The 18,743-nt window shown below is 70.6% G+C and carries 16 protein-coding genes; 12 read left to right on the top strand and 4 right to left on the bottom strand.

Annotation, left to right across the window (positions count from 1 at the left end):
• Position 1: 1 nt before the first annotated feature.
• From ABGB08_RS08515 to ABGB08_RS08505, 3 genes are read left to right on the top strand one after another with little or no spacing between them, the layout of a single operon-like run.
• Entirely contained in the window at positions 2 to 439 is a 438-nt protein-coding gene (locus tag ABGB08_RS08515) for an acyl-CoA thioesterase (protein WP_155352294.1), read from the top strand.
• A 17-nt stretch (positions 440 to 456) separates the two neighbouring features.
• Complete coding sequence (locus tag ABGB08_RS08510; RefSeq protein WP_347588066.1) at positions 457 to 951, top strand: flavin reductase family protein; 495 nt, start codon at positions 457 to 459, stop codon at positions 949 to 951.
• Between the two features lie 13 nt (positions 952 to 964).
• Positions 965 to 2,335, top strand: a complete 1,371-nt coding sequence (locus tag ABGB08_RS08505) for a cytochrome P450 (protein WP_347588064.1) — start codon at positions 965 to 967, stop codon at positions 2,333 to 2,335.
• Positions 2,336 to 2,477: 142 nt separating this feature from the next.
• Here the strand turns inward: ABGB08_RS08505 and ABGB08_RS08500 are convergent, their stop codons facing one another.
• Both ABGB08_RS08500 and ABGB08_RS08495 read right to left on the bottom strand, forming a co-directional pair.
• Positions 2,478 to 3,203 (bottom strand): helix-turn-helix transcriptional regulator, encoded by a 726-nt coding sequence (locus ABGB08_RS08500; protein ID WP_347588062.1) that lies wholly within the window; start codon positions 3,201 to 3,203, stop codon positions 2,478 to 2,480.
• 414 nt (positions 3,204 to 3,617) lie between these two features.
• Positions 3,618 to 4,556: a ParB/RepB/Spo0J family partition protein gene (locus ABGB08_RS08495; RefSeq protein WP_347588060.1), complete on the bottom strand. Its 939-nt coding sequence runs from the start codon at positions 4,554 to 4,556 to the stop codon at positions 3,618 to 3,620.
• A gap of 292 nt (positions 4,557 to 4,848) precedes the next feature.
• Here ABGB08_RS08495 and ABGB08_RS08490 point away from each other — a divergent pair, with 292 nt between their 5' ends.
• From ABGB08_RS08490 to ABGB08_RS08470, 5 genes are all read left to right on the top strand, one after another.
• Positions 4,849 to 5,379, top strand: a complete 531-nt coding sequence (locus ABGB08_RS08490) for a DUF5987 family protein (RefSeq protein ID WP_347588058.1) — start codon at positions 4,849 to 4,851, stop codon at positions 5,377 to 5,379.
• Positions 5,376 to 7,031, top strand: a complete 1,656-nt coding sequence (locus ABGB08_RS08485) for a GMC family oxidoreductase (protein WP_347588056.1) — start codon at positions 5,376 to 5,378, stop codon at positions 7,029 to 7,031. Before ABGB08_RS08490 ends, ABGB08_RS08485 begins: the two co-directional genes overlap by 4 nt.
• 95 nt (positions 7,032 to 7,126) lie before the next feature.
• Complete coding sequence (locus ABGB08_RS08480; protein ID WP_155348649.1) at positions 7,127 to 7,519, top strand: SgcJ/EcaC family oxidoreductase; 393 nt, start codon at positions 7,127 to 7,129, stop codon at positions 7,517 to 7,519.
• A 19-nt stretch (positions 7,520 to 7,538) separates the two neighbouring features.
• The gene (locus tag ABGB08_RS08475) at positions 7,539 to 8,783 is read left to right on the top strand and encodes a cytochrome P450 (RefSeq protein ID WP_347588053.1); all 1,245 of its coding nucleotides are present in this window, start codon (positions 7,539 to 7,541) and stop codon (positions 8,781 to 8,783) included.
• A 26-nt stretch (positions 8,784 to 8,809) separates the two neighbouring features.
• On the top strand, positions 8,810 to 9,994 hold the full coding sequence (locus ABGB08_RS08470; protein ID WP_347588051.1) for an acyl-CoA dehydrogenase: 1,185 nt from the start codon (positions 8,810 to 8,812) through the stop codon (positions 9,992 to 9,994).
• A gap of 76 nt (positions 9,995 to 10,070) precedes the next feature.
• Here the strand turns inward: ABGB08_RS08470 and ABGB08_RS08465 are convergent, their stop codons facing one another.
• The gene (locus ABGB08_RS08465; protein WP_347588049.1) at positions 10,071 to 11,855 is read right to left on the bottom strand and encodes an ABC transporter ATP-binding protein; all 1,785 of its coding nucleotides are present in this window, start codon (positions 11,853 to 11,855) and stop codon (positions 10,071 to 10,073) included.
• Positions 11,852 to 13,702, bottom strand: coding sequence for an ABC transporter ATP-binding protein (locus tag ABGB08_RS08460; protein ID WP_347588047.1), 1,851 nt, complete (start codon positions 13,700 to 13,702; stop codon positions 11,852 to 11,854). The genes ABGB08_RS08465 and ABGB08_RS08460 overlap by 4 nt, the downstream gene beginning before the upstream one ends.
• Before the next feature lie 149 nt (positions 13,703 to 13,851).
• Between ABGB08_RS08460 and ABGB08_RS08455 the strand changes: the two genes are divergently transcribed.
• The 4 genes from ABGB08_RS08455 (at position 13,852) to ABGB08_RS08440 (ending at position 18,741) form a co-directional block, all read left to right on the top strand.
• On the top strand, positions 13,852 to 14,826 hold the full coding sequence (locus tag ABGB08_RS08455; protein ID WP_347588045.1) for a sigma-70 family RNA polymerase sigma factor: 975 nt from the start codon (positions 13,852 to 13,854) through the stop codon (positions 14,824 to 14,826).
• A gap of 103 nt (positions 14,827 to 14,929) precedes the next feature.
• Positions 14,930 to 16,093: an epoxide hydrolase family protein gene (locus ABGB08_RS08450; RefSeq protein WP_347588043.1), complete on the top strand. Its 1,164-nt coding sequence runs from the start codon at positions 14,930 to 14,932 to the stop codon at positions 16,091 to 16,093.
• Between the two features lie 159 nt (positions 16,094 to 16,252).
• Positions 16,253 to 17,428, top strand: a complete 1,176-nt coding sequence (locus ABGB08_RS08445) for an acyl-CoA dehydrogenase family protein (RefSeq protein WP_347588041.1) — start codon at positions 16,253 to 16,255, stop codon at positions 17,426 to 17,428.
• An 11-nt stretch (positions 17,429 to 17,439) separates the two neighbouring features.
• Positions 17,440 to 18,741, top strand: a complete 1,302-nt coding sequence (locus tag ABGB08_RS08440; protein WP_347588038.1) for an FAD-dependent oxidoreductase — start codon at positions 17,440 to 17,442, stop codon at positions 18,739 to 18,741.
• Positions 18,742 to 18,743 lie beyond the last annotated feature (2 nt).

Below are 18,743 nucleotides of genomic sequence, written 5' to 3'. Positions count from 1 at the left end.
CGTGGGCAACTACTTCGAACACCTGCACACGGTCGGCTTCGAGGAGACCAACATCGTCGGCAACGTCTACTACGTCAACTACCTGCGCTGGCAGGGGCGTTGCCGGGAGATGTTCCTCAAGACCCACGCGCCGGACGTGCTCGGCGAGCTGCAGGACGACCTCAAGCTGTTCACGCTCAAGGTCGACTGCGAGTTCTACGCCGAGATCACCGCCTTCGACGAGCTGTCCATCCGGATGCGCCTCGTCGACCTGGCCCAGACCCAGCTCGAATTCAGCTTCGACTACGTCAAGCTCGACGCCCGGAACCTGGGCGTCGGCGAGACGCTGATCGCCCGCGGCCGGCAGCGGGTGGCGTGCATGCGGGGGCCCAACACCCGAACCGTGCCCGCCCGCGTGCCCGAGTCGCTGGTTCGAGCGCTCCAACCTTACGTGCCGTAACCCCCGGGGGATTGACCATGGCAGACCAGAAGATACTTCGCCGCGCCTTCGGGAGGTTCGCGACCGGCGTCACCGTGGTGACCGTCGGCGGGAACGCTCCGCACGGCATGACCGCCAACTCCTTCACCTCCGTCTCGCTGGACCCGCCGCTCGTGCTGATCTGCGTGGACCGCAGCGCGATCATGCACGGCATGCTGCCGGCCGCGGGTTCCTTCGGGGTGAACGTGCTCGCGGCCGACCAGGAGGCGCTGGCCAGGCACTTCGCCGACCGCTGGCGGGTGCCGGGCCAGGCCCAGTTCGCGGACGTGGACTGGTTCCCCGGCACGCTCACCGGCGCGCCCATGCTCAACGCCAGCATCGCCAGGTTCGAGTGCGAGGTCTGGCGGACGTACGACGGCGGCGACCACTCCATCTTCATCGGCAAGGTGCTCTCCCACGACGAGGAGGCCGAGGAAGCCCTGCTGTTCTTCAACGGCGGGTTCCGGCAGATCGAATTGAGCGCAGCGACATGAATGAGGTGAAGACATGACCGCGACAACCGGCGGGCGGTCCCGGGCGGTTCCGCCCGGGCCGCCCCGGCGGGCCGCCCCCGGCCTGTTCGTCAAACTGGCCACCGACCGGCTCGCCCTGATGCGAGCCGCCGCCGACCAGTACGGCGACGCCGTGAAGATCTCCATGGGTCCCAAGACCCTCTACTTCTTCAACCACCCCGACCACGCCAAACACGTGCTCGCCGACAACAGCGGCAACTACCACAAGGGCATCGGCCTGGTGCAGGCCAGACGCGCCCTCGGGGACGGCCTGCTGACCAGCGAGGGCGACCTGTGGCGCAAGCAGCGCAAGCTGATCCAGCCGGCCTTCCAGGCCAAGCGCATCGCCGCCCAGGCGGGCGTGGTCGCCGAGGAGGCCGCCGCGCTGGTCGGGCGGCTGCGGGCCGCGGCCGGGACCGGTCCCGTGAACGTGGTGGACGAGCTGACCGCGCTCACCCTGGGCGTCCTCGGCCGGACCCTGCTCGACGCCGACCTGGGCGTCTTCAGCGGGGTCGGGCACGCCTTCGAAGCGGTCCAGGACCAGGCCATGTTCGAGATGGTGTCGCTGGGCGCGGTCCCGATGTGGGTGCCGCTGCCCAAGCAGCTGCGGTTCCGGCAGGCGCGCAAGGAACTCCAGCACGTCGTGGACCGCCTCGTCGCGGAGCGCAGGACGCGCACCGGCGACTGGGGCGACGACGTGCTGTCCAAACTGATCCAGTCCACCGCCGAGGAGCCCGACCCGAAGGTCGGGCGGCAGCGCATGACCGACGAGCTGATCACGCTCCTGCTGGCCGGGCACGAGACCACGGCCAGCACCCTGGGCTGGACGTTCTACCTGCTGGACCGCGATCCCGAGGTGGCCGAGCGGCTGCACGCGGAGGCGGTGGAGGTGCTCGGCGACCGGCCGCCCGTCTACGAGGACCTGCACCGGCTGCGGTACACGTCCATGGTGATCGAGGAGGCGATGCGGCTCTACCCGCCGGTGTGGATCCTGACCCGGCAGGCGCTCGCCGACGACGAGGTGGGCGGGTATCACGTTCCAGCGGGGTCGGACGTGCTCGTGTGCCCGTACACGCTGCATCGGCATCCCGAGTTCTGGAACGAGCCCGAGAAGTTCGATCCGGAACGGTTCGATCCCGGCGTGCAGTCCGGCCGGCCGCGCTACGCCTACATCCCGTTCGGGGCCGGGCCGCGGTTCTGCGTGGGCAACAACCTGGGGATGATGGAGGCCGCGTTCGTGACCGCCTTGGTGGCCAGGGATCTGCGGCTGACCCGGGTGCCCGGCTACGAGGCCGTTCCTGAGCCGATGTTGTCGCTGCGGATGAAGGACGGCCTGCCTATGACCGTCACACCGCGCTTTAACTAGAAAGTCGTGATCTAGACAGCCGCAGCGGTGAGTCGCCTGGTCGGCGGCTATGCGGGTGTCTATGGGACGGGTTTCTGGTTAACCGGAGATGTGAGGGGCCACGGTCGTCCTTGACCGTGGCCTCGTCGTGCGTCCCCTGCTGTCACCCGGCTGATCTGAGCGCGACCTTGCGTACGTCGAGCAGTGCCATCAGAACGGGTGGGTCAAGGGGATGCGCCGGCCTGAGGTGCAGGTCGGCGGTCGTGATCCGGGTGTCGGGACCGATGGTGATCGGGCCGACCCCGGCGACCGACGGCGCGTGCGCTCGGCTGAAGGGGTCACCGATGATCTCCTCTTCCCCAGGGGAGACCGCGTGCGAGAGCAGATGCCAGGCGCCCGCGGGCACGTCCTCCAGCAGGTACGGGCCGGGGTTGTGCAACACCGTGCACCGCACCGGCCTGCCCTGGGGCACACAGGTGGGGAAGAGCCCGACGAAGATAAGCCCCAGCCTGGCCGTCGAGGGCGCCCAGACCTCGCCCTGGATGGTGGCTGACCTGATCTCCGTGCCGATCGAACGGCTGTCGGGCACGATGCGGGTGGCGAAGCCGCCGTACTGCCGGTAGGTGGTGGGGGCGATGCCCACGCTGCTCTTGAAGCGCGAGCTGAAGGTTCCCACGCTCGTGTAGCCGACCCGGTTGCTGATGTCGGCCACGCTCAGCGAGGTGGAGATGAGGAGCCGTTTGGCCTCCTGCAGGCGGAGGGCGGACAGGAACCGCCCGGGGGAGATCCCGGTGGCCTGGCGGAAGACGCGGGAGAAGTGGAACTTGCTGAACATCGCGGTGCGAGCCATGTCATCGACAGTCAACTGCTCGCTGAGATTCTCATGCATGGTCTGAATAACTCGTCCGACGGCTCTTTCGATGGCCTCTTCCATTGTTGCTTCCCCTTGGCCAAAACGTCTTATGCGACTAACACGTAGTCGGACGTTTGAAGATGTCACAGGTCCAATTATTCCCCACATGAATAGAGCTCGAATTCGCGCGCGTCCTCGGTGAATTCGGTTTCCTTCTTCGGGGCAGCCTCCATTCACGCGTCGATATGAGAGAGGTTGGGCGGTGCCTTCTGAGAATCACCGCACAGCGTTAAGAGACAATGGGTTGCCCGGTCCTGTCAACCTTTCAGATTCTGAACATGAAAGTTTCCGGGGGGCCTTGCCGTGAACATTCGCGGGGGGTGCCCGAGCCGGTGCGAGACGTAATCGCACCAGGCCATGGGCGTATGACGACCGGCGCAGGGCCGTCGATCAGCCGGGATTCTCCCGGCGCTGGAGCTCGGCCGCGAACTGGCCCCACGCCTCGGCGCAGTCGCGGGCCAGCCTCGCCACCGAGTCGGCGCAGTGCGGGGGCACCGCGTCGACCAGGTCCTGCCAGTCCCCGACGGCGATCGACCGGGAGTGCAGCAGCCGCAGCAGCTCGCGGCCCGGGTCGGTCAGCCGCAGGGACGGGTCTTTCCGCAGCGTCTGCAGGATGCTCGGGGAGTCCTTCGGCTCCGGGCGAACCGGCGCCGGCGGTATCCTGGCCGGCCGGGTCAGGGCCGGGTCGCTGCCCCTGAGCAGGCGATGGCGCACGTCGTGGGCGGTGCCGAGGGACACGCCCGCAGCCCTGGCGATCTCGCGGATGGACGCGTCGGGATTGGCCGCGATCACCTCGGAGGCCCGGCGCCGGCCCGCCCCGCCGTCCAGCGGGCGCAACCGCCCGTCCACGCCGAGCCGCTCGTTCGACCGCGGCGAGTCCGCACTCGAACGGCGGCGCACCGCGCCGACCGTCTTGGCGGCCAGCCCGGCGCAGGCGGCGATGGCACGATCGGAGAGCATCGGGTGCGAGGCGATGATGCGCTCCGCGGCCGCCTTCCGGTCGGCCAGCGAGAGCGGCAGCCCGTGGGCCACGTTCTCCTGGACGGCGCGGACGAACGCGTCCGCCTCGCTGCCGTCGAAGAAGCGCACCTCGATGGTGTCCTGGCCGCGCATCGCGGCGGCTCGCACCCGGTGCATGCCGTCGATCACGCGCATCGTCTGCCGGTGCACGAGGATCGGCGGGAGCGCGGTCTCCAAGCCCGCGAGCCGGATCAGGTGATCCGCGTCCTCACCCCCCAGCCGGGGCGAATCCGCGGGGCGGAGCGAAGCCAGCTGGACCAGGCAGGGTGCGTCGAGCCCGCCTGCCGGAGAATCAGGCGCACGTATCATCGGCCACCTCCACCGGCACGCGGCACACGTGACGGTTCCGAGTAGGACGGGTCCCCGGCCCCTCCCCACGGGGGGCTGATCTTTGCAAAATACCCCGGGCTCGCGCGCATCGGAACCCCGGGAGCCGCAGCGGTCTGAACGCTCGGTGAGGACGGCATTTCGGAAGATGCATCGCAATCGGTGCTGAAACGACGATGTGGGAGTTCGATCGCGCGCGTCCACATGCCGACTCCACGGTACAAACGGGAGTAACCTCATGCGATCCGACTTATCCCATCAAACCCACCAAAACATGACGCTAGAGGCGTTCGCCGACACGATCGTTCCCGGTGAGAAGCGGTTTCCGGACGACATCGCGGTGGCCGGCGCCTCCTCCGGCGGCGGCGCGGTCGCGGCCGGCGCGCTCGAACTCCTGGCCGACCCGGCCACCGGCATCGCCGACGACCTCGGCGCGTTCGCGGATCTGATCAACGAGCACGCCCGGGCGTACGCCGCCGAGCACGGCCTGACCCCCGACCCGGAGCTGCCGCCGCTGGTCGGCCTGTCCTTCGCCGACCGGACCGCGCTGATCCGGCACCTGACCTCGCCCGTCCACCCGGAACGCGAGATCTGGATCCTGGTCGCCCTGTTCAGCAACATGGCCTTCGACACCGGGGCCCACCTGCACACCGTCGACGCGATGGCGGCCGGTCACCCGGGCCTGGCCGCGATGGGCTTCTCCCAGCCGGACGCCGACGGGCTGTGGCGGTTCCCGGACTACTCCTACGGCCGCGAGCTGGCAAACCTCCATCCGGGCACGACCTCATCGGGGAGCCCCGCATGACAGAAAGTAACGGCACGGAACGTGTCGACGTGCTCATCGTCGGGAGCGGGTTCGGCGGCGCGATCGCCGCCTACCACCTGGCGGCGGGCGGGGCGAGCGTCCTGGTCCTGGAACGCGGGCCCTGGCTGGAGGGCGAGGACTTCGACCACGACTTCAAGCTCGGCTCCTCCTACACCAGGATCTTCGACTTCGTGGTCGGCGACGGCATGAGCCTGCTCGGCGGCAACTGCGTCGGCGGCGGCAGCGTGGTCTACTTCGCCGCGATGCCGCGCGCCCCCCGGTTCGTCTTCGACCGGCAGGGCTCGATCGGCCGCCGGATGTGGCCGGCCTCGGTGACCAGGGACACCCTCGACCCTTGGTACGACCGCGTCACCGAATCCCTCCCGGTCACCCGCCAGGACTGGAACGACGTCACCTACTCCGGCGGCCTGTTCGCCGCGGCCTGCGCGCACGCCGGCCGCACCGCCAACCCGGTGCCGGTGGCCATCGACGCGAGCAAGTGCACCAACTGCAACTGGATGATGGCGGGCTGCAGGTTCGACGCCAAACGGTCGCTGCTCTTCAACTACCTGCCCGCCGCGCTCGCGCACGGCGCCCGGATCCGGCCGATGCACGAGGTGCAGAAGCTGACCCGCAACACCGACGGCGGTTACCGGGTGCACTACAACATCATCGACGACTCCGACTACCGGATCACCGCCGGGAGCGGCAGCATCGACGCCAAGATCGTCGTGCTGGCGGCCGGGGCCGGGGCCACGCCGGTGATCCTGCAGCGGTCCGAGCCGGAGCTCGGGAAGATGCCGCACGCGGTCGGGCGGTACTTCTCCGGCAACGGGGAGCGGCTGAACACCGCGATACTCGACGAGGATCGGGTGCGCGACCTGCTCGGCCTGGCCAAGGCCGACGGCGTGCCGTACGCGGCGTCCCAGGTCGGGAAGGGTCCGTGCGTGGCCAGCTGGGACCGTCTGGACGGCGCGCGGCCCGAGTACACCCGGTACTCGCTGGAGCAGCTCTACTTCCCGCCCGGGTTCGGCACCATCCTGGCGCAGGTCCCGGACGCGACCGGGCCGAGCTGGTTCGGGGCCGAGAAGAAGGAGATCGTCCGGCGCTGGCAGTCCTGGCTGACCATCTTCGCGATGACCGAGGACGACAACGAGGGCGTCTTCGGCCCGCCGCCGGCCACCGGGAACGCGATGCGGATCTCCCAGCAGATGCTGGGGCGCGGTCCGATCCGGTACGACCCGACCCCGAACACCCTGCGGGGCTGGGCGCTGGCCGACGCCGACGTGAAGGACATCATGGAGCGGGACGGCCTGTCCCGGGTGATGCCGTGGACCAACGACGTGGTCGGCGCGTACACCGTGCATCCGCTGGCGTCCTGCCGGATCGGCGACGACCCGGCCACCTCGGCCCTGGACGACCGCCACGAACTGCGCGGCCATCCGGGCATCTTCGTCACCGACGGATCCGCGGTGCCCGGCGCGCTGACCGTCAACCCGGCGCTCACCATCGCCGCCCTGGCGGAACGGGCGATGCCCGGCATCGTCGCGGCGGCCCGGGCCCGCGGCGTGAACGTGAGTTACGGCGCCCCCGCTCCGGACGGCGCCACCTCGGCGCGCAACGCGGTGCTCCCGCTGCTCGTCCGGGACTGAGCAAAGCAGAAGACCGGGGGCAGCACTCACAGAGATGCGGCCCCCGGTCACGGATGGCAACGTCAAAAGAGACCACCCCACCGAAAGGCACGACAATGACCACTGCCCCATCCCGTGGCGCGGAACAGGCCCCCGGCAAGATCGTCGCCGCGTGGGCCAAGAACGACGGCGACGCCTTCGCGGCCGCCTGCACCGAGGATGCCAGCCTGATCCTGCCGGGCGTCTACCTGAAGAGCCGCGCGGAGATCCGCGACTTCATGACCGCCGCCTACGCCGGCCCGTTCAAGGGCACCCGGGTGCACGGCGACCCGCTCAGCCTGCGCTACCTCAGCGACGACGTCGCCGTGATCGTCACCCAGGGCGGCGTGCTGCACCCGGGCGACGAGAAGGTCACCCCCGAGCGGGAGATCCGGGCGACCTGGGTGCTGACCAGGAAAGACGAGGGCTGGCTGATCGCCGCCTACCAGAACACCCCCACCGCGGCCTGACCGAATCCTGGAGATCACGATGCAGGAGAACAAGTGCCCCGTCGCCCTCGACCCGACCGGCCGTGACTTCCACGGGGAGGCGGCGCGGCTGCGCGCGCAGGGCCCGGCGACCCAGGTCGAGCTGCCCGGCGGCGTGGTGGTGTGGGACGTCAACAGCTACGCCGTGGCCAAGAAGCTGCTGGCCGACCCGCGGGTGACCAAGAGCGCCCGCAACCACTGGCCGGCGTTCTACACCGGGCAGGTCCCCCAGGACTGGGAGCTGATCAGCTGGGTGGCGATGGACAACATGGTCACCGCGTACGGCAAGAACCACCAGCGCCTGCGCAAGCTGGTCTCCAGGGCGTTCACCCCGCGCCGGTCCGAGGCCATCCGGCCGAGGATCGAGGAGCTGGTCGGCGAGCTGCTCGACGGGCTGGCCGCCGCCGCCCCCGGCGAGGTCGTGGACCTGCGGGAACGGTTCGCCTACCCGCTGCCGGCCCGGCTGGTGGCGGACCTGATTGGCCTGCCGGAAGCGGCCCGCCGCAAGGCCAACGAGGTCATCGACATGATGGTGAACACCACCGTCACGCCGGAGGAGGCGCAGGCCACGCTGATGGGCTGGCGGATGGCGATGGAGGACCTGATCGCGGCCAAGCGGGCGACGCCCGGCGAGGACATGACCAGCGACCTGATCGCCGCCCAGGAGGAGGACGGCTCCCGCCTCAACGACGGCGAGCTGGCCGACACCATCTTCGCCATCCTGGGCGCGGGCTCGGAGACCACGATCAACTTCATGGACAACGCGGTCACCCTCCTGCTCACCCACCCCGAGCAGCGCGAGCTGCTCATGTCGGGCAAGGTCACCTGGAACGACATGATCGAGGAGACCCTCCGGGTGGAGTCGCCCCTCGGCCACCTGCCGCTCCGGTACGCGGTCGAGGACATCGACCTCGGCGACGGCGTGGTGATCCCGCAGGGCGACCCGATCCTGATCAACTACAGCGGCGCCGGGCGCGACCCGGCCCTGCACGGCGACTCGGCCGAGGCGTTCGACCTCACCCGCGAGAACAAGGAGCACATCTCGTTCGGGTACGGCGTGCACTACTGCCTCGGCGCCTCGCTGGCCCGCCTGCTGGCGACCATCGGCCTGACCCGGCTGTGGGAGAGGTTCCCCGACATGACCCTCGCGGTCGAGCCGGACGAACTCCAGCCCCTGCCCACGTTCATCATGAACGGCCACCGCTCGCTGCCGGTCCGCCTCAGCCGCGTGCCCGCCACCGTCTGAAGAGCCCACGTCTAGGGAGTCCAAACGTGCACACAACGGAGATACCCCAGCGCGCGGAGATGCTCCGCCGGGCCACCGACCTGGTCCCGCTGATCAGGGACCGCGCCCCCGGCGCCGAGCACCTGCGGCGGATGGACGACGACGTGGTCAACGCGCTGATCGAGACCGGCATCCTGAAGATGCGGGTCCCGGTCCGCTACGGCGGCTTCGAGTCCGACACCCGCGGCCTGGTCGACGTCGGCATCCAGCTCGGCCGGGGCGACGGCGCGGTCGGGTTCACCGTCGCGCTCTGGTGGATCACCTCCTGGATCGTCGGCCTGTTCCCCGACCCGGTCCAGGACGAGGTCTGGGGCAGCGACCCCGACGTCCTGGTCTGCGGCACCCTCGCCCCGACCGGGATGGCGACCGCCGTGGACGGCGGCATCCTGGTCAACGGCCGGTGGGCGTTCAACAGCGGCGCCGCGCACAGCCAGTGGAAGATGTTGTCCGCGGTGCTGACCACCCCGGACGGCGGCGGCGAGCCGGTCATGGCGCTGGTGCCGATCAAGGACATCCAGGTCGTGGACGACTGGCACGTGGCCGGGCTGCGCGCCACCGGCAGCGTGTCGATGGTGGCCGACAACCTGTTCATCCCGCAGGACCGGGTGATCGCCATCGCGCCGCTGATGATGCAGCAGTACGCGTCCAAGCTCAACGCGGACCGGCCGATCTACCGGTGCCCGATGATCCCGGCCGCGTCCGCGTCCACGATCGGCAAGGTGGCCGGGCTGATGATGAACGCCAGGGAGGCGTTCTTCGAGCGGCTGCCCGGCCGGGGCATCACCTACTCCGGCTACGGCGACCAGCGGGAGGCCCCGCGCACCCACCACCAGGTGGCCGAGGCCGCGATGAAGATCGACGAGGCCGAGTTCCACGCCTACCGGCTGGCCGACCTGGTCGACGCCAAGTGCGCCGGCGGCGAGACCTGGTCGGTGACCGAGCGGGCGCTGGCCCGGGTCGCGATGGGCCGGGTCTGCCAGCTGGCCCACGACGCCATCGGCATCTACAACACGGCGAGCGGCGGTTCCTCGATCTTCGAGTCGGTCCCGATCCAGCGGATCGTCCGGGACATGGAAGCGATCAACCTGCACGCCCTGAACCACCCGAACACCAACATGGAGCTGTACGGCCGGGTGCTCTGCGGCCTCGAGCCCGACAGCCCCTACCTGTAGAAACGAAAACGACGAGAGTCCAGGCCCGCCGGTGTGGGTCTGGACTCTCGCCGTTCGGGGATTTCCAGGCGTGGCTTCAGCTGTACGCCCTCGCTTGCAGGGCGAACAGTTCGGAGTAGAGGCCGCCGGAGGCGGCCAGGTCGGCATGGGACCCGGACTCGACGACCCGGCCGTCCCGCACGACGATGATCAGGTCGGCCATCCGGACGGTGGAGAAACGATGCGACACGAACAGGGTGATCGCGCCGGTGGCCGCGCCGACCCGCCTGGCCTGCTCGGCGTACTGCTCGAACAGGGCGTGCTCGGCCTGCGGGTCCAGCGCCGAGGTGGGTTCGTCGAGCACCAGCAGCAACGGCGCGGACCGCATCAGCGCCCGGCCGAGCGCGAGCTTCTGCCACTGGCCGCCGGACAGCTCGGCGCCGTCGGCGTAGGTCTTGCCCAGCTGCGTTCGCAGCCCGTCGTCCAGCTGCTCCAGCACGTCGTCGGCCTGGGCGCGGGAGAGCGCCGCCAGGATCGCGGCCTCGTCACCGGCCCGGGGCAGGTCGCCCACGCCGACGGTCTCCCCGGCGGGGAACTCGTAGCGGATGAAGTCCTGGAATCCGGCCGCGACCCGTTCCCGCCAGGCGGGCATCGGGACCCGGCTCAGGTCGACGCCGTCGGCCAGGACCTGGCCGCGGGTCGGCTGGTAGAACCCGCACAGCAGCTTGACCAGCGTGGTCTTGCCCGCGCCGTTCTCGCCGACGATGGCGACCGTGCTCCCGGCGGGCAGCCGCAGGTTCACCTCACCCAGCACCGGGGTCGCGGTGCCGGGGTAGGTGAACGACACGTCCCGCAGGGTGATCCCGTCGCGCAGCCGGTCGGGCGGCGACTGATCGGGCCGGCTCGGTCCGGTCGCGGTGACGACCTCGGTGAGCCCGGCCAGCCTGCGGTACGCGGCGGCCATGCGCTGCAGGTCCTGCAGCAGCGTGACGGCGGTGGTGACCTGCTGGTTCACCTGCGCGGCGAGCGCGATGACGAGCACCACGTCGCCGACGCCCCGCCGCCCGGTGATCGCGTCCCTGACCACCAGGAGGACCGCGCCGACGTAGGCCAGCGCGAAGATGATCTGCCCGGCCGCGCGCACCCAGGTCGCGGCCAGATGCGCGCGGACCAGGCCGCGCGTGGCGGTCGCCCACAGCGTGCGGTGCCGCCCGCGCAGCTCGTCGGCCAGCCGGAACACCCGCAGCTCGCCCGCGAGCCTGGCCGAGGTGGTCAGGTGGAACAGGTTGAGCGCGACCCGGGTGGGTTCTGCGGTGCCGGTTCTGGCCCGGTCGCTGATCCGCTCGGCGATCCGGCCGGTCAGCAGCGGCGGGAAGGCGGCCAGCGGGAGCAGCAGCAGCCACGGGTTGACCTTGGCCAGCAGCACGGCGGTGAGCGCGACGGCCAGCAGCAGGCCGGCGCTGTTGAGCAGGGCCTCCAGGCCGACCCGGAACTGGCGGGCCTCGCGCTGCAGCACGGTGAGGGTGTCGGCGTGCTCGGGCCGCTCGTGGTGCTCGATCCCGGCCGAGCCGTTGGAGAGCGTGATGAGCTGCTCGGCGAAGTCGAGCTCGGCCAGCTCGGAGAGCTCGAAGTAGGCCAGGTGGGCGAAGTGCCCGAAGGTGAGGGCGGCGACGGCCAGCGCGGCCACGCTTACCCCGGCCCAGGCCGCGGCGGCGGTGTCGCCCGCGATGACCGCGCTGGTCATCCAGGCCAGGGCGGCGGCGAGGGCAGGCGCGGCCACCGCGCCGGACACCATCAGGATCACCGAGACGACCGTCTTGCGGCGGTCCATCCGCCAGGCCGTCGTGATCATCTTCGCCGCGCCGATCCGCAGGTCTCTCATGCCGGCACCTCGCTGCCGGTGAACCGGTCGGCCTGCAGCCGGAACAGGGTGGCGTAGCGGCCCTCGCGCGCCAGCAGGTGCTCGTGGGTGCCCTGCTCGACGATCCGGCCGTGTTCCAGGACGACGATCAGGTCGGCCTGGCGGACGGTGGAGAAGCGGTGCGAGATGAGCAGCGTGGTCGCGCCCTGGGTGAGGTCGGCGAAGGTGTCGAAGAACTGGGCTTCGGCGCGCACGTCGAGGCTTGCCGTGGGTTCGTCCAGGACCACGATGGGGGAGCCGTGGCGCAGCGCGAACAGCGCCCGGGCCAGCGCGACGCGCTGCCACTGGCCGCCGGACAGGTCGGTGCCGCCGGTCAGGTGGCGGGCCAGCGGGGTGTCCAGGCCGAGGGGGAGCGCGTCCAGGGTCTCGGTGAGGCCGACCGCCTCGGCCGCCGCCCTGATGCCGGCACGGTCGTCCATGGCGGCCACCGCGCCGAAGGCGATGTTGTCGGCGGCGGGGGCCTCGTACTTGGCGTAGTCCTGGAAGATCACGCCCAGTTTGGCGCGCCACACCTCGATCGGGTAGCTGGCGATGTCCACGCCGTCGGCGCGGATGGTGCCCGAGGTCGGCTCGTACAGGCGGGCCAGGAGCTTGACCAGGGTGGTCTTGCCGGCGCCGTTGAGGCCGACGATCGCGGTGCAACGCCCGACCGGGAAGGTCAGGTTCAGGTTCTCGAAGATCGGGCGGCTCTGGCCCGGGTAGCGGAAGGTGACGTCGTCGAACTGGATCGTCCAGACCGGGTCCGGGATGCGGGACGGCGGCCACGGTTTCGACGCCGGTGCCGGCGGCGTCTCGATCCTGCGGGTGAAGCGCAGGACCCGCTCGTAGGCCTCCATGCCGACCGCCGTCTGGAGGTCCGCCTCCGGGTAGTACTCCGACAGCCGGAGCGCGCCCAGGCAGGCCTGCATCACCAGGATGAACTGGGTGAGGGTGAGGGTTCCGGCCGCTCCCGCCGCGCCGAACACGGCCGCCATCACGGCGAGGGTCCACAGCGCGAACCCGACGAACGGCCACAGATAGACGCGGCGGCGTTCCGCCCACATGGGTTTCAGCCAGGCCAGGTAGGACTCCCGCAGGCGGTCGCGCAGCCAGCCGGCCAGGCCGAAGACGCGGATCTCCTTGCCCGCGGCGGGCTGGATGGCCAGGTCGCGGAAGTAGTCGCCCTTACGTTCCGCCGGGCCCAGGGCGAAGCGGACCTTGACGTACTTGCGGAGGCCGCCGCGCTGGCCGTACCGGAACAGGAGCACGGCGACGGCGAGGCCCGCGGCGGCGAGCCAGGAGAACATGACGCCGACCACGACCGCGTAGCCGGTCAGCTGGGTGTAGCGGGCCAGCAGGGCGAGCAGCCCGGCGCAGGCCTGCCCGGGGCTCTGCACGCCGAACTCCAGCTCGCGGGCGGCCGTGCGGAGGGCGTCCACCGACTCCTGGTCCTCCAGCGGCGCGATGCCCTCGCTGCGCAGCGCGGCGGCCATCAGCTCGTCGTAGATCTGCCCGTCGATCCGGCGGGCCAGCAGCTCGCCCAGGGTGGACTGCAGCGGCGCGACAACCTGCTGCCCCACGAACGCCGCCGCGGCCACCACGAACACGGCGACCAGCGAATCCCACGCGGCCGAATCCAGCCCATCCTGTACGGCAGCCGGCACCCGGCCCAGCACCACGCTGGTGGCCACCACGAACACCACGGGCAGCAGGCCGAGCACCAGATTGACCAGAGCCAGCAGCGGGACGAGCCCGCCGCCGCGCGGCACCTGCCGGGCGATGAGCCACCGGGCCGCGAGCAGCTCACGCGGCTTGGACACCACGCGCATGCCACCTCCAGATCTCCGACGTCACACATACAGACCAGGCACACGTCTAAAACTCATCGCACCGACTCGAAGATCAGGTAGGGACAACCACGGGAAGGATGATTACGGTGGGATCTGACAGTCTTGGCCGCCGGAGCAAGGAGTGTCAGATGGCAGATCGTGAGGGTGACTTCACCCGCCTGGCCGATCCCTTCCGGCGCGAGCTGCTGGCGCACTGTTACGGCATCCTCGGCTCGGTGGACGAGGCCGAGGACCTGGTCCAGGAGACCTATCTGCGGGCGTGGCGGGCCTACGAGCAGTTCGAAGGACGCTCGTCGATCCGTACCTGGCTGTACCGGATCGCCACCAACGCCTGCCTGACCGCGGTGGAGCAGCGCAACCGGCGGCCGATGCCCACGGGGCTCGGCGGGCCCTGTGAGGACCCGGAGCGGCTGCCTCCGGCCCAGCCGGAGATCCCCTGGCTCCAGCCGTTGCCGGACGCGCTGCTGCGCCCTGAGAGCGAGGACCCGGCCGCGATCGTCAACTCCCGCCAGACGGTGCGGCTGGCGATGGCCGCCGCGCTCCAGCACCTGCCGCCCCGGCAGCGCGCGGTGCTGCTGCTGCGCGACGTCTTCGAGTGGCGGGCCAACGAGGTGGCCGAGCTGCTGAACACCACCACGGCCGCGGTCAACAGCATGCTGCAGCGGGCCAGGGCCCAGCTCGGCGAGGTCTCGGCCGACGACGACTACGCCGAGCCGGCCAGGAGGGACCAGCGGGAGCTGCTGGACCGGTGGGCCGCCGCGATGGAGACCGCCGACGTGGCCGCGCTGATGCGGCTGCTCGAGGAGGACGCGGTCTGGGAGATGCCGCCGTTCACGGCCTGGTTCAGCGGGCGCGAGGCAATCGGGCGGCTGATCGCCTCCCAGTGCCCGGCCGGTCCCGGCGACACGGTCATGGTGCCCACCCGGGCCAACGGGCAGCCCGCGTTCGCCTTCTACCTCCGCCAGGACGCGCAGGTGCACCGCGCCTACGCCATGCACGTGATGAGCCTGCGGAAGGGTTACGTCCACCGGGTGTCCGTTTTCTTCTCTCCCGAGCTGTTCGGCTCTTTTGGCCTGCCGATGGAGTACGCGGCGACCGGCTGAGCCCCCCGGACGGCAATTCAAAAGATGCGTCGCGGCCCTGTCCAGCCGACGATGAATAGGCGATGCCCGAAATGTCATGGCCTATTCTGGAAGGTGGCAGGAAATGCGTCCTTTTCGCATTGAAATCCCGCAGGCCGATCTGGACGACCTGCACGACCGGCTGGCCAGGACCCGATGGCCCGCCGAGCCGCCCGGCGAGGGGTGGAGCCGCGGCGTCCCGCTCGCCTACCTCAAGGAACTGGCCGAGTACTGGCGGACCGGCTTCGACTGGCGCGCCGCCGAGGCGGCGCTGAACCAGCACCCTCAGTTCGTCACCGAGATCGACGGCGCCAACGTGCACTTCGTGCACGTGCGCTCGCCCGAACCCGACGCCATCCCGCTGATCATCACGCACGGCTGGCCGGGCTCGATCGCCGAGTTCATGGACGTGATCGGCCCGCTCACCGACCCCCGCGCGCACGGCGGCGACCCGTCCGAGGCCTTCCACGTGGTCATCCCGTCCCTGCCGGGCTTCAGCCTGTCCGGCCCGATCCCCGACACCGGCTGGGACTCCTGGCGGGTCGCCCGCGCCTGGGCGGAGCTGATGCGCGGCCTCGGTTACCAGAGGTATGTCGCCCAGGGCTCCGACTGGGGCATGATGATCTCCTTCCAGCTGGCCCAGGTGGCTCCGGAGAACGTCATCGGCGTGCACGTGAACATGCTGGTCACCTTCCCCTCCGGCGACCCGGCCGACATGGCCGCGCTCACTCCTACGGAGCTGGCGGGGCTCGGTCGGCTGCTCAACTTCGACCAGGAGCTGTCGGCCTACTTCAAGCTCCAGGCGACCCGCCCGAACACGCTCGGGTACGCGCTGACCGACTCGCCGGTCGGCCAGCTCGCCTGGATCGCTGAAAGATTCATGGACTGGACCGACGCGGAGAAGGCCCCCGAGGACGCCGTGGACCGGGACCAGATGCTCACCAACGTCTCCCTCTACTGGTTCACCCGCACCGCCATCTCCTCCAGCTCGCTCTACTACGAGAGCACCGACCGGACCGCCCAGAACGTGGCCGCCGGGTTCGGCGGCCCGTGGCCGGTCACCATGCCGGTCGGCGTGGCCGTCTTCGCCGGTGACGCCACCGCCCCGATCAGGGCCTGGGCGGACCGGATCGTCCCCACCATCACCCACTGGAGCGAGCTCCCGCGCGGCGGCCACTTCGGCGCGATGGAGGAGCCCGACCTGTACGTGGGCGACGTCCGCGCCTTCGGCCGGTCCCTGCGCGCCTGAACGTTTCATCCGCCGGCCCGGGGGCGCCCCCGGCCCGGCAGGCTCGCGGCGGTGAATTCCGGCGCGAATTCCAAGGCCGCGCAATTAGCGCGGAGCGCGTTTTCCGGGCGCCCCGGAAAACGCCACGCATCGTTATTCGCACCCATTTAGGAGGCCCGGGTGAAACACGCCCAAGCGCCAGCCCAGGAAGAGCTCGTACGGCGCGCGGCGGAGCTGGTTCCCCTGCTCCAGGCGAACGCGCTCGCCACCGAGGACGGCCGGCTGCTGACGCCCGACTCGCTCGACGCGCTCCGCGACTCCGGCGTCTTCCGGATGCGCGTCCCCGCCCGCTACGGCGGCTACGAGAGCGACGCCCGCACGATGGTCCGGGTGGCCACCGAGCTCGGCCGGGGCGACGGCTCCACCTCGTGGACCGCGTCCGTCTGGTGGATCACGTCGTGGATGGCCGCCATGTTCCCCGACGAGGTCCAGGACGAGGTCTTCGACTCCCCGGACACCCGCCTGTGCGGCACGCTCAGCCCGACCGGCATGGCCGTACGGCAGAACGGCGGCGCCGTCCTGAACGGCAAGTGGGGCTTCATGAGCGGCGCCCGCCACAGCCAGTGGCAGGTGATCGTCGCGGTCACGCCCACCGCCGACGGCGGCCACGAGCCCATCATGGCCCTGGTCCCGCTGTCCGACCTGCAGATCGTGGACGACTGGTTCACCTCGGGCCTGCGCGGCACCGGCAGCATCACCACGATCGCCCAGGACGTGTTCATCCCCGAGGAGCGCATCCTCTCGATGGGCGCCATCCTGCACGAGCAGTACGCCTCCAAGCTCAACACCGACAGCGCGATCTACCGCAACCCGCTGCTCCCGGTGGCCTCGGCCTCCTCGGTCGGCACCGTGGTCGGCATGGCCAAGGGCGCCTGGGACGCGTTCTTCCGGCGGCTGCCCGAGCGGCACATCACCTACACCGCCTACACCAGCCAGAAGGACGCCCCGCTCACCCACTTCCAGGTGGCCGAGGCGGCGCTGCTGATCGACGAGGCCGAGTTCCACGCCCTGCGCCTGGCCGGCCAGGTGGACGAGAAGTCCGGCACGGAGTGGTCGGCTGAGGAGCGGGCCCGCGCCCGCGCCGACATGGGCGCGGTCTGCGACCTGGCCAAGCGGGCGGTGGACCTGCTCACCACGGCGAGCGGCGGCTCGTCCATCTACAGCGACGTGCCGATGCAGCGGATCCAGCGCGACATGCAGGCGGTCAACCTGCACGCGCTCATGCATCCGGACACCAATCGGGAGCTCTACGGCCGCATCCTGTGCGGGATGCCGCCTAACACCTTCTACATCTAGAGGAGCTGACCATGCGGAACCGCGCGGTGGTGCTGGGCGGCGGGATGGCCGGCCTGGTGGCCGCCAAGGTGCTGTCGGAGCAATTCGAGCAAGTCCTGCTGGTGGACCGTGACCAGCTGGCCGGGGTGGACGAGCCGCGCCGGGGCGTTCCGCAGGGGGCGCACGCGCACGGCCTGCTGGCCAAGGGCCAGGAGGTGCTGGAGGGCATGTTCCCCGGCCTGACCGGGGAGCTGGCCGACGCCGGCATCCCCATGGGCGACATGGGCGTCAACCTGCGCTGGTATTTCAACGGCCGCCGGCTCCAGCCGTACGAGACCGGGCTGAAGGTGATCTCGGCCACCCGGCCGGAGCTGGAGAGCGCGGTGCGGGCCCGGGTGCGGGCGCTGCCCAATGTCACGTTCCTGGAGAACCGCGCGATCCTCGCTCTCACCGTCACGGCGGACCGGAGCCGCGTCACCGGGGTGACGATCGAGGGCGAGGAGATCGCCGCCGACCTGGTGGTGGACGCCACCGGGCGCGGTTCGCGCACTCCCGCCTGGCTGGCCGAGCTGGGCTACCCGCGCCCCGAGGAGGACCGCGTCAAGATCGGCCTGTCGTACACCACCTGCCATTTCCGGCTGCGCGAGAACGTGCTCGGCGAGGACATGGCGATCCTGTGCGTGGCCACCCCGGAGAACCCGCGCGGCGCGTTCTTCTCCCGGCTGAACGACCGCTACCTGCTCTCGCTCACCGGCATGCTGGGCGACCAGGCCCCGACCGACCAGGAAGGCCACCTGGCCTTCGTCAAGTCGCTGGTCGTGCCGGACATCTACGACGCCGTGCACGACGCGACGCTGCTGGACGAGCGGGTGGCGTTCCGCTACCCGGCCAGCGTGTGGAAGCACTACGAGCGGCTGGCCCGCTTCCCGCAGGGGCTGCTGGTGGTGGGCGACGGCGTGTGCAGCTTCAACCCGGTGTACGGCCAGGGCATGACGGTCGCCGCGCTGGAAGGGCTCACCCTGCGCGAGCACCTGAAGGGCGGCGGCCTGCCGGACGCCAAGGCGTTCTTCACCGACGTGGCCAAGGTCATCGAGGCGCCCTGGGGCGTCTCGGTCGGCGGCGACCTCAGCTACCCGGGCGTGGAGGGCGAGCGGAACGAGCAGGTGCGGATGGCCAACGCGTACATGGACCGGCTGCGGGCGGCGGCCGAGCACGACGGGACCATCACGGCCGCGTTCCTGCGGGTGGCCGGGCTCATCGATCCGGTGGAGAGCCTGATGAGCCCGGAAATGGCGGAGCGCGTCTCCCGCGCCGCCGAGACCCAGAACGCGTAGTC

It is taken from the genome of Acrocarpospora sp. B8E8 (genome assembly GCF_039871605.1).
Lineage (GTDB): Bacteria > Actinomycetota > Actinomycetes > Streptosporangiales > Streptosporangiaceae > Acrocarpospora > Acrocarpospora macrocephala.
Note: the sequence above shows the minus strand (reverse complement) of the source record. Positions and strands in the feature narration are given on the sequence as shown.

What these genes read in the sequence shown, in the direction of transcription:
- ABGB08_RS08510 (WP_347588066.1), top strand. Translation starts at nt 457, where the DNA reads ATGGCAGACCAGAAGATACTTCGCCGCGCCTTCGGGAGGTTCGCGACC.
- ABGB08_RS08505 (WP_347588064.1), top strand. Translation starts at nt 965, where the DNA reads ATGACCGCGACAACCGGCGGGCGGTCCCGGGCGGTTCCGCCCGGGCCG.
- ABGB08_RS08500 (WP_347588062.1), bottom strand. Translation starts at nt 3,203, where the DNA reads ATGCATGAGAATCTCAGCGAGCAGTTGACTGTCGATGACATGGCTCGC.
- ABGB08_RS08495 (WP_347588060.1), bottom strand. Translation starts at nt 4,556, where the DNA reads ATGATACGTGCGCCTGATTCTCCGGCAGGCGGGCTCGACGCACCCTGC.
- ABGB08_RS08490 (WP_347588058.1), top strand. Translation starts at nt 4,849, where the DNA reads ATGACGCTAGAGGCGTTCGCCGACACGATCGTTCCCGGTGAGAAGCGG.
- ABGB08_RS08485 (WP_347588056.1), top strand. Translation starts at nt 5,376, where the DNA reads ATGACAGAAAGTAACGGCACGGAACGTGTCGACGTGCTCATCGTCGGG.
- ABGB08_RS08480 (WP_155348649.1), top strand. Translation starts at nt 7,127, where the DNA reads ATGACCACTGCCCCATCCCGTGGCGCGGAACAGGCCCCCGGCAAGATC.
- ABGB08_RS08475 (WP_347588053.1), top strand. Translation starts at nt 7,539, where the DNA reads ATGCAGGAGAACAAGTGCCCCGTCGCCCTCGACCCGACCGGCCGTGAC.
- ABGB08_RS08465 (WP_347588049.1), bottom strand. Translation starts at nt 11,855, where the DNA reads ATGAGAGACCTGCGGATCGGCGCGGCGAAGATGATCACGACGGCCTGG.
- ABGB08_RS08460 (WP_347588047.1), bottom strand. Translation starts at nt 13,702, where the DNA reads ATGCGCGTGGTGTCCAAGCCGCGTGAGCTGCTCGCGGCCCGGTGGCTC.
- ABGB08_RS08455 (WP_347588045.1), top strand. Translation starts at nt 13,852, where the DNA reads ATGGCAGATCGTGAGGGTGACTTCACCCGCCTGGCCGATCCCTTCCGG.
- ABGB08_RS08450 (WP_347588043.1), top strand. Translation starts at nt 14,930, where the DNA reads ATGCGTCCTTTTCGCATTGAAATCCCGCAGGCCGATCTGGACGACCTG.
- ABGB08_RS08440 (WP_347588038.1), top strand. Translation starts at nt 17,440, where the DNA reads ATGCGGAACCGCGCGGTGGTGCTGGGCGGCGGGATGGCCGGCCTGGTG.